Source organism: Cellulomonas sp. P4_D11 (assembly GCF_056401915.1).
In genome coordinates this window covers 62,516-72,397 of the sequence record NZ_JBFUIK010000022.1, presented here as the reverse complement: position 1 = coordinate 72,397, position 9,882 = coordinate 62,516, and the positions used below count along the sequence as shown (strand labels likewise).

Annotated in this window: 8 protein-coding genes, 1 tRNA gene and 1 pseudogene; 9 read left to right on the top strand and 1 reads right to left on the bottom strand. The window is 71.8% G+C overall.

The window, feature by feature from the left end; all coding sequences use genetic code 11:
* From AC1DT4_RS14435 to AC1DT4_RS14415, 5 genes and pseudogenes are all read left to right on the top strand, one after another.
* Nucleotides 1-720 (top strand): annotated as a pseudogene (locus AC1DT4_RS14435) (hypothetical protein); the annotation flags it as partial.
* 16 nt (nucleotides 721-736) lie between these two features.
* Complete coding sequence (gene rsfS / locus AC1DT4_RS14430) at nucleotides 737-1,126, top strand: ribosome silencing factor (protein WP_477090488.1); 390 nt, start codon at nucleotides 737-739, stop codon at nucleotides 1,124-1,126.
* Nucleotides 1,123-1,821, top strand: coding sequence for a histidine phosphatase family protein (locus AC1DT4_RS14425; protein WP_477090487.1), 699 nt, complete (start codon nucleotides 1,123-1,125; stop codon nucleotides 1,819-1,821). The genes rsfS and AC1DT4_RS14425 overlap by 4 nt, the downstream gene beginning before the upstream one ends.
* A gap of 71 nt (nucleotides 1,822-1,892) precedes the next feature.
* Nucleotides 1,893-1,965: transfer RNA gene (locus tag AC1DT4_RS14420), tRNA-Ala, on the top strand.
* Between the two features lie 214 nt (nucleotides 1,966-2,179).
* The gene (locus AC1DT4_RS14415; protein WP_477090486.1) at nucleotides 2,180-2,350 is read left to right on the top strand and encodes a hypothetical protein; all 171 of its coding nucleotides are present in this window, start codon (nucleotides 2,180-2,182) and stop codon (nucleotides 2,348-2,350) included.
* Nucleotides 2,351-2,403: 53 nt separating this feature from the next.
* On the opposite strand, the gene AC1DT4_RS14410 is transcribed toward AC1DT4_RS14415, so the two are convergent.
* Nucleotides 2,404-3,840: a carboxylesterase family protein gene (locus AC1DT4_RS14410; protein WP_477090485.1), complete on the bottom strand. Its 1,437-nt coding sequence runs from the start codon at nucleotides 3,838-3,840 to the stop codon at nucleotides 2,404-2,406.
* A 498-nt stretch (nucleotides 3,841-4,338) separates the two neighbouring features.
* Here AC1DT4_RS14410 and AC1DT4_RS14405 point away from each other — a divergent pair, with 498 nt between their 5' ends.
* The 4 genes from AC1DT4_RS14405 (at nucleotide 4,339) to AC1DT4_RS14390 (ending at nucleotide 9,815) form a co-directional block, all read left to right on the top strand.
* Entirely contained in the window at nucleotides 4,339-5,067 is a 729-nt protein-coding gene (locus AC1DT4_RS14405) for a DUF4397 domain-containing protein (protein ID WP_477090484.1), read from the top strand.
* Nucleotides 5,068-5,132: 65 nt separating this feature from the next.
* Complete coding sequence (locus tag AC1DT4_RS14400; RefSeq protein ID WP_477090483.1) at nucleotides 5,133-5,753, top strand: class F sortase; 621 nt, start codon at nucleotides 5,133-5,135, stop codon at nucleotides 5,751-5,753.
* A 28-nt stretch (nucleotides 5,754-5,781) separates the two neighbouring features.
* Entirely contained in the window at nucleotides 5,782-7,266 is a 1,485-nt protein-coding gene (locus tag AC1DT4_RS14395; RefSeq protein WP_477090482.1) for an Hsp70 family protein, read from the top strand.
* Nucleotides 7,263-9,815 (top strand): helix-turn-helix transcriptional regulator, encoded by a 2,553-nt coding sequence (locus tag AC1DT4_RS14390; RefSeq protein ID WP_477090481.1) that lies wholly within the window; start codon nucleotides 7,263-7,265, stop codon nucleotides 9,813-9,815. Before AC1DT4_RS14395 ends, AC1DT4_RS14390 begins: the two co-directional genes overlap by 4 nt.
* Nucleotides 9,816-9,882: the final 67 nt, after the last annotated feature.

Sequence of the window (9,882 nt, the reverse complement as noted above, 5' to 3'; positions counted from 1 at the left end):
CCGCCGGACGGCCCTGCGGTCGCCCCGCAGCCGCCCGTGCGGCGCGACGGGCCCAGCTGGGCCGCTGCCGCCGGCGCAGGCGCAGCCCCGACGACGTGGGGAACCCAGCCGGGTTCGACCCCGACGCCCCGTCCGGCGGGCGCACCGTCGACCCCCGCGACCCAGCCGGCGCCCTGGCAGCAGAGCACRCCGCCGACGCCCGCGTCGCAGCCCGCGCCCTGGCAGCAGGCGACCGCCGCCCCCGCTCCCACCGCTCAGCCGGGCGCGTGGCAGCCGACGCCGGCCTCCACCCGGACGTCCGGCGCCCCCGCCACCAGCCGACCGGCCCAGCCGGCCGGCCAGCCGTCCTGGTCGACCTCGCCGCAGGCCCCGTCGCCCGAGGGCGCCCCGGCCGCGTGGTCGCCCACCGGTACCGTGCCTGCTCCGCGCGCCGGCGGCGAGCCCGCCCCTGCCTTCCCCCCGCCGGTGAGTGGGTTCCCGGACCCGCTCCCGGGCACGCCCGCGCGCGACGACGAGTACGACGACGAGTACGAGGAGGAGCGCCCGCGCCACCCGTACACCTGGCTGCACCTGATCGTGCTGGCGCTCGTCGCGTTCGTCCTCGGCTTCCTCATCGTCCTGCTGCTCAGCCGTGGGCAGGACGACGCCGGGACCGCCGCCGCCTCCGTCGCGGCGACCATGATCCCCACCCTGACCGGCCTCCCGGCCGGATCTGTCTGACCACCCGAGGAGACCTGTGGCTGCGACCGAACGAGCGATCGAGCTGGCCGTGGCGGCCGCTCGCGCCGCCTCCGACATCAAGGCCGAGGAGATCATCGCGCTCGACGTCAGCGAGCAGCTCGTGCTCACCGACGTCTTCCTCATCGCCTCCGGCAGCAACGAGCGCCAGGTCGGCGCCATCGTCGACGCCGTCGAGGAGGCCCTGTTCAAGCTGGGCGCCAAGCCGATCCGGCGCGAGGGCAAGGGCGCGGGCCGGTGGGTGCTCGTCGACTTCGGCGACGTCGTCGTGCACGTCCAGCACGCCGAGGACCGGGTGTACTACGCCCTCGAGCGGCTGTGGAAGGACTGCCCCGTGATCGAGCTCCCCGCTGACGCGCGGGGAACCGACCAGGGCGCGGACGCGTGACGGCTGGCCGCCTGCTCCTCGTCCGGCACGGCCGGACCGCCTACAACTCGCAGGCGCGCCTGCAGGGCCAGGTCGACATCCCGCTCGACGACGTCGGCCGCTGGCAGGCGCGCACAGCCGCGGCACGGCTGCTCACGCGCCACGAGCCGACGGTCATCGTCACGTCCGACCTCAGCCGCGCGCACGAGACCGCCGGCTTCCTCGGCCGCGCCGCGGGCCTCGACCTCGTCGTGGACGCCCGGCTGCGGGAGCGCGCGTTCGGTCTCTGGGAGGGCCTCACGGGCGACGACCTGAAGCGCGACTGGCCCGAGGAGTTCGCCGTCTGGCGGGCCGGCGGCCAGCCCGAGGGCGTCGGCGCCGAGACCCGTGCCGAGGTCGCGTTGCGGGTCCGCGAGGCGATCCTCGAGCACGCCGCCGCGCTCGGTCCGGACGACACGCTCGTCGTCGTCTCGCACGGCTCGGCGATCAGCTGCGCCGTCGGCGACCTGCTGGGCATGCCGACCGACTGGCACGGCTTCACCGGCATGCTCAACGTCCACTGGACCGAGCTCGTCGCCACCCGCGGGGACTTCGCGCCCCCGTGGCGCATGGTCGGCTACAACCTCGGCCCCACGGACGCGTCGAGCGACTGGAACGCGGGACCGGACACGACGCACGACTCGGACGCCGACTCCGAGACCCGCGACCCCGATTAGCGTTTGGGCCCGCGTTCGTTCTAAACTCTCCGAGCGCCTACGGGCGTGAGTGGTCCCTCTCGGGGGGCTGCGGGGCTGTGGCGCAGCTGGTAGCGCACCTGCATGGCATGCAGGGGGTCAGGGGTTCGAATCCCCTCAGCTCCACCGAAAGTGCTGGTCAGAGGCCACGCCGGGATCCTGAACCTAGGAGCCTGACGTGGCCACTGGACTTTTTTAGGACACTTCTCGGTCCAGACTCGGTCTCGCGACGGGTTGCACCGACCACGCATGACTGAACCGGACCAGCACTCGACCCGGTGACGGCCGCTCCCGCCGGCAGACGCACATCCGCTTCGGCTCCGCGCCACCCATTCCCACGATGCCAGGCGCGCCGGAGCTGGGCGCGCTCCGCCAGCCGGAGACTCGGCCCAGTCGTTGCTTCCGTCGATCCACCAAGCTGAAGCAGGAACGCGAAACGAACCTGAAGAACATTCAGGACGGGGAGTTCCGCGACCAGATCAAGCGCATCGGCACCAAGCCTGCAACCTGACGCGCACGAGCGCACGAGAGCGGCTCGGCTGGGCCGCTCTCGTGCGCCGACGACTATGCGTGCGTGTGGCTGAGCAGCCAGGTATAGATGTCGTTCGTGGCGCCGATCGCGTACGTCTGCGTCCACGAGTCGTGATCGACACCGGGGTAGATCGTCACCTGCGCCTGCGCCGCAGGCGGCGGGCACGCGTTGATGGCTGCAACGCTCTCGATGCTCCCAGCGGGGTCGACGACCTCGTCAACATCGCCGGCGAACGCCCACAGCGGCACCTCGGCCAGGCCGCACCCGACGGAGCCCAAGGCGGGCCGGCCGTCACCAGCGATCGGCACAGCCGCGGCGACCTTCTCGTTGCCGTGCTCCCCGAGGTATTCCCACAGGCCGTACGCACCGCAGCTGAGCCCAGTCAGGTACACCCGCGACGGGTCGACGTCGTACGCGGCGATCGCATAGTTCACGAACGCATCGACTTCCTGGGGTGTCATGCACGGCGACGCCTCAGGTGCGTTGCCCAGATCGTGCTGGATCTGCATGATGCATGAGCCTGTTCGGTACTCCGGGCAGACGGCGTAGGCAGGGCCGTCAGTGACCGTGTGTTGGGGTGCCAGGACGACGAACGGCCGACTGTCGGGCCAGCCGTCGTTCGCGATGAAGCGGGGTATCGCTGTGCCGGCAAGCAGTGGGAGGTCCTCGGCCGAGCCGCTGCCGCTCTCTCCGTACCCGTGCAAGAAGACCAGCAGCGGCGACTTCGTCGTGGCGGCGTAGTCCGTAGGCAGGTACTCCATGTAGCCGGAAGCTGACCCGGTCGAGCCGACGGGCTTGTACGTCATCCGGTCTGCCGAGCCGGTACCCACGAGGTCGCCTGCTGCCTTGCAGAAGTCCTCGTCCAAGCTCGGGTGCGGCCCACGGACCGTCATGCTGATCAGCTCGAGGAACTGCTTGCCCGGGTCTGTGTCACCACCCGTGTCCCAGAGCGCTTCATACCGGATGGTCCCGCGGTCCCGCAGGACGACCTTGCCGGTCGAGCTCTCGACGACTCGCGGGCGGTCCTTGACCACCAGCGTCGACTTGAAGACGTTGCCCTCGACCCGCGTCGCCTGCACGTCCTTGACCTTGGCGTCCCCACGGACGATGAACGTCTGGCCGGTGTCGACGCGCGTGTGGACCTGTCGGTAGGAGAACGTGTCCGTGACGAAGTAGAACGACTCCTTGTTCTTCTTCGCCGCCCGCACCTTGTACGTCCCCGTGATCTCCTCGTGCGCGGCCACCGGGTACCCGCAATCGCTGTACGTCCAGTCATTGCTCGTCGTGTACGGCGTTACCTCGACGTTGCTGCCAGCGGACGCCGGCACCGCGCTGAACGCGAGCGCAGCCGCTGATAGCAGGCCGATGAGTGCAGCCCTTCGAGACGTCTTCGTTGACCTGACCATGCGTCCGCCTCCAGCGGCTCGCTGCGGGCCCCACCCGCCGACAACCACAACCCCTGACGACACCGCGGGACGGCGCGCTAACCGGCAGCGGCTGGCCAGCAAGGGCAGCAGCAAGTCGGGACAAAAGGTGTGAACTGGATGATCGATGGGGACGCTACTCGCGCCGGACGAATCCGCGCCACACCTTTCGCACCGATGACACACAGCCAACGCCCAGCACCACGGCCGGCGTTCGCGAGCTCCCACAGCGGGGACATGGGCTGGTTCAGCACTCGCGAGGACCGCGCCGCACATGAGCGGGACATGAGTAGTTCGTCCTGATTCCCATCCGGAGCGCGGATGGCTCCGAACCACTCGCATGGCAGTCCTTCGGCTCGGCGTGATGCCTCCTCACAGGGGCCTGTCGAGACCGGCCGGATCGCCGCCGTCGGCTGACGGGCCGCGCCAGCCGGCACCACCTGCATCGAGAGGAACAATGACGTGACTCACCACCGCTCGAGCACGCGCCGCGCTCTGCGCGCCGTCACCGCTGCTGCAATCGTTGCCCTCGGCTTTGCCTTCATGCCGACCGCGGCGACCGCCGCCGATGCGGGATCCGGGTGGCTGCGCCTGGGGCATCTGTCTCCCGACACCAAGACGGTCGACGTCGAGGTCACCGCACCGAACGGTGCCACGGTGCTCGAGCTGAACGGCGTCAGCTACGGCGACGTGTCGCCGTACTCCGAGATCCAGCCCGGCACGTACAAGGTCAGCATGGTGCCGGCCGGATCGTCGTCGACCACGGCTGCGGTGATCTCGGCCGACATCGAGGTCCCCGCCACGAGTGCGACGACGGTCGTCGCGTACGGTCCGTCGACCGACCTCGAGGTGAAGGCCGTCGACGACGACCTGGCCGCGCCGACCGCCGGCAACGGCCGCATCAGGCTCTTCCAGGCATCCACGATCACCGACTCGGTGGACGTCGAGACCTCGACCGGCCTGCCGATCGCGCAGGATGCCGCTGCCGGGACGGTGACCGGCTACGCCGAGGTTCCGGCGGGTTCCTGGACGCTCGAGCTCACGGGCGGCAACGTGACGGCCTCGGCCGTCGTCGACGTCGCTCCTGGCAGCGTCTCGACGCTGTTCGTCCTCGACACCGCAGACGGCGGCCTCACGATCCTGCCGATCGTCGACTCTGCGGATGTGGGCCGATCGCCCGAGGGTGGCGTCCAGACCGGTGGCGGTGGCACCGCTCCGAGGGGCTTCTCGTCCACGGTCGGCTGGGTGCCCGGAGCGTGGAGGTTGTGGTGATCGGCGCCACGCGGCGCGGTCTCCGAGGTTCCGCTGCTCGAAGATTCGTCGGCACAGCGCGCCAGGTGGCCCTGGGTGCCCTGGCGGCGGCCGTCGTCGGCGGTGCGCTGGCCGCGGCTGTCGCGATGGCACCCGCGCACCCGCGTCCGGCGCCTGCGTCGGTGGCGACACCGGCCGCCAAGGCGAATGCGTTCGCCGCGGGTGGCCTGCAGGATCCGTCCGTGGTGGCGCCCGTCGCCGACGTCGGCAGGCCCGTAGCGGTGCGGATTCCGAGCCTGGGCGTGTCCTCCTCGCTCGAGGAGCTGAGCGTCGGGCCGTCCGGCGCGCTCACAGCACCGGTCGACTACGACCGGGCCGGCTGGTACGCCGACGGACCGGCCCCCGGGGAGATCGGACCGGCGATCATCGCCGGCCACGTCGACTCCACGACAGGCCCCGCCGTGTTCTACCGCCTCGCCGAGCTGAAGGTCGGCGACGAGGTCATCGTCGACACCGACACCGCCCGGTCGCTGACCTTCACGGTCACGGCGCGGACGCAGTCGGCGAAGGCGGCCTTTCCCACCGCCGAGGTGTACAGCAACGTCCCACGCCCAGAGGTGCGCCTCATCACCTGCGCCGGCGTCTTCGAGCGTTCCGTCGGCCACTACACCGACAACCTCGTCGTGTTCGCTGCCCTGGCCCCATGACCGCTGCACTGGACCCGAAGGACGTCTCATGACGAAGCCATCGTTGCTGCTGGCAGTCGATGTCGGCGCGAGCCGGACCGCCGCCGCGATCGCCCGGGTCGGTCCCGACGGACTCGTCACTCCGACTCCCTTTCCGCTCGGCCGGCACGCCGACAGCGTCCCCAGCGTGGTCTTCGTCGGCGACGGCGAGCTGCTCTTCGGCGACGCGGCCGAGCGCCGTGGCTTCGCGCAACCCGAACGGCTCGTCCGCGAGTTCAAGCGGCGTATCGGCGACGAGACCCCCATCCGCGCGGGCGACCGACGCTTCACCCCCGAGCAGCTGTTCGCGCTCCTGGTGTCCTGGGTCGTCGACTGCGTCGCCGAACGCGAGGGAGAGCGGCCGACCGCGCTCAGCGTGTCGATCCCGGCATCGTGGGGCGGTCACCGCTCGGGTCTCGTGCTCAGCGCACTGGCACGAGCCGGATGGCGCGACGTGAGGCTCATCAGCGAGCCGGAGGCGGCGGCGCGGCACTACGCCTTCGAGCGCTCGCTCGAGCCCGGATCGCTCCTCGCCGTCTACGACCTGGGCGGCGGCACGTTCGACGCCGCCCTGGTGCGCATCGAGGGCGATCGCAGCATCGAGATCGTCGGGGATCCGGTCGGCCTCGATGCGTTCGGGGGCGCGGACTTCGACGACGCGGTGTTCCGGCACGCCGTCCGAGCGGCAGGTCTGTCGCTCGACGATCTCACGTCCGACGGGGACGCCCGTGCCGGGCTCGCCTCGCTCCGTCGCGAAGCCGTCGAGGCCAAGGAGGCGCTCTCGTTCGACTCCGACACCGTGGTCCTCGTCCTCGTGGGAGACGGGGACGCGACCGTCAGACTCACGCGCGCGGAGTTCGAGGGGATGATCGAGGACGGTCTCGGAGGGACGGCCGACGTCGTCGCGAACCTCCTGGAGTCCGCGAAGGTGCTGCCGGAGGACGTCGCCGCGATCCTGCTGACCGGCGGCTCGTCTCGCATCCCCCGAGTCGCCCAGCTGCTCTCGGAGCGCTTCGATCGGCCGGTCGCGGTCGACGCCGACCCGAAGGCCGCCATCTCGATGGGCGCCGTCAGGGCGATCGCCGACGCCGATCGTCCGCCGATGCTCGTCGACGCTCGCCCGCCGGCCGACGCGCCGACCGCCGACGGTACGGGCACCGACGACAACAACGCGGTGCCGGTCTTCACGCGGCCAGAGCCCGGGCGCTCCTGGGGAGGGCGGGCGGCCGCCGTCGTCGCGGTCGCCCTCGGGGCGGCCGTCCTCCTCCTCGGGATCGCGATCGCGGTCCTGGCGCCCTCCGACGCACTGCCAGACGTGGACACGGAGCCCGGCAGCTCGGCCCCGAGCACACCGTCGCCCAATTCGTCGACCACGCCGACCTCGTCGACCGAACCGCTGTTGACGCCCGCACCGCCGGGCGTCGTGACCGACCTCTTCTCGTCGCACGGTGGGCCCACCCGCCTCGCGGCCGAGGTCAGGACAGGAACCCGATGAAGCCGACGACGCCGATCCCCGCCCGGCTCCGCCTGGCGGGGAGCCCCCTGCTGTGGACGGCTCACGCCCGCGCCCACGTCGACGCGGTGATCTCTGCGCGCACCCCGGTTCGCGTCCTGCTCACCGGTCCAGCCGGGTCGGGCAAGTCGGGATTCCTTCGTCACCTGCGCAGGGAGCTCGCTGCAGCTGGGTCGACGATCAGCACGACGCGCTCCCGGGTCGAGATCGCGACCGTGCCCGTCGACCACGTGCTCGTCGTCGATGACGCACACCTGCTCGACGCCGATCAGGCCTCCGCGCTGAGGGAGCGGACCGCGGACCCGGACGCCGGCCTCCTGCTGGCTGCCCGTCCGTGGCCGCAGAGCGACCTGTTCCGCGCGCTCGCGGAAGAGCTCGAACGCTCTGCGCCGGCTGTCGTTCTCGGGAGCATCGGCCGCGCCGATCTCCGCACGCACATCGAGCAGGTCGGCGACATCGTGTCGGACGACTGCCTCGACGCCCTGCTCGATGCGACCGGCGGCACCGCCTGGCTCGTCTCGGAGTCGCTGGCGGTCCACCACACGACGGATTGCGCCGGTGACGCCGATCACGACACCCTCCACGACGCCCTGCGCGACGTCATCGCACATCGCCTGCGCACCGTCGCTCCCGATGTGCGGTGCCTCGTCGAGCTCCAGTGCCTGGGCGGCGACGACGGGATGCCCCCGGACCGCGACGACCTCGTCCTTTCCGCCTACGCCGAGGGCCTCTTGCTCCCGGGAGGACGACCGGCGCCGGTCGTTCGGTCCGCAGTGCGGGCGACGTCGTCGATCGAGCGCATCATCCATCTGTACGACGACGCGGTCGCTGGAGCAACGGGTCCGGCCGCCGCGGACGTCGCACTGGACAGCCTGGTCGACGGAGTCCGCGACGCAGATCTGGCCACGTTGTTGCTGCGCCACGGCGATGCGGTGCGCGCGACCGACGCGCGTCGCGCACGCGACCTCTACCACCATGCGCGCGAGGCGGGAGCCGACCCTGCCACCGCCGCGATCCGTGAGGCGCAGGCCGAGTGGGAGCTCGGCGGGGTGGAGGCGGCCAGTCGCATCCTCGATGGCGTCAACATCCCCGCCGACCATCCCGACCACGACGCCGCCGCCGACACCGCCGCGGCAGTCTGGGCGGCCCGCGGCCTGACGAGCATGAGCGATGCGGTGTACCGCGCGTTCGCCCCGGCGTCTCCGACGTCCTGTGCGCGCGCGACCGTCGCCGCGTTCGCCGTGGCCGACACCGGGATCCTCGACTCGACGACCGTCCAGGCGCCAGGACTCACGATGCCGTCGACGCTCGCCGTCTCGATGGACCTGCTCGAGAGCGGCCTGCGCGCCACGCTCACGACGTCGGCGAACGCCTCCCTCGGCGATCTCGTCCGCGCGGCGGAGATGTATTCGGCCGCGCGCACGTCCGCCCCGATCCCGGAGCTGCCCGCCGTCGTGGCGGCGCTCGCCGCACTTCATCTCGGCGAGCCGCACGTCGCACTCGGAGTGCTGGACCGGGCGCTCAAGGACGGTCACGGCGGCGCGTGGGCCCACGACCGGCTCGTGCTCTGGCGTGCCTGGGTCGCCCTGCAGCTCGAACGCGCGCACGAGGTCGAGGCGGCACTGGAGCCGATCGCGGCGAGGGCACATGCTCTCAGCTCGCGCGAGCGACTGCTGTTCGACGCACTGAACGTGACGATCGCGCGCCGCTTCCACGACTCCGTCGCACTGACGGTCGCGTGGCGCGGCGCGCGCGAGAGCCTCATGCGTGCGTCGTTCGACCTGTTCAGCATCCTGCCCCTCGGAGAGTTCGTCGTGACGGCGGCCAGGGTCGGCGAGCCGGAGCGCGTGGAGGCGCACTTCGCGCAGGCCCTCGCGCGGCTCGAGCAGCTGGGCTCGCCGCCGCTCTGGTCACCGCACGCGCACTGGGCCGGCATCCAGCAGGCCATCCTCCGCGGCCGGCCGGAGGACATGACGCCGCACGCGCACGCGCTCCTCGAGGCCGCGCCGCACAGCCGGATGGCCTGCGTGATGGCGCAGGCAGGGCGTGTCTGGACGACTGTGCTGGCGGGCACGGTCGACACCAACGCCGTGGAGGCCGCGGCGACCGCGCTCGGCACCGTCGGGCTCGCCTGGGACGGTGCGCGCCTCGCGGGGCACGGGGCCGGGCACACCGGCGACCGGCGCATCACCGCGCGGCTCCTCGCCGCGGCCCGCCGCCTGCATCCGCACGAGGACCTGCGCCCCCCCGCGGTCGAGAACGACGAGGCATCCGCTCCGCGCCCGCGCACCCCCTCCGACCTGAGCCCGCGCGAGCTCGAGGTCGCGGCCCTCGTCGTGCAGGGCAAGACCTACACCGAGATCGGCGCGACCATCTTCATCTCCCCGCGCACCGCGGAGCACCACATCGCCCGCATCCGTCGTCGCCTCGGCGCGACGAACAGGTCGGATCTCATCGCGAAGCTGCGCCTGATCCTCGACGACGCCGAGAGCGGCGATGCCGGCGATGGCGGGACGAGGGCCACCGCGTGATCTTCCTACCCCAGGGATATCCCCCTACTCGAACGGCTCCGCATGCGGGGTATACCCCGACGCGGCC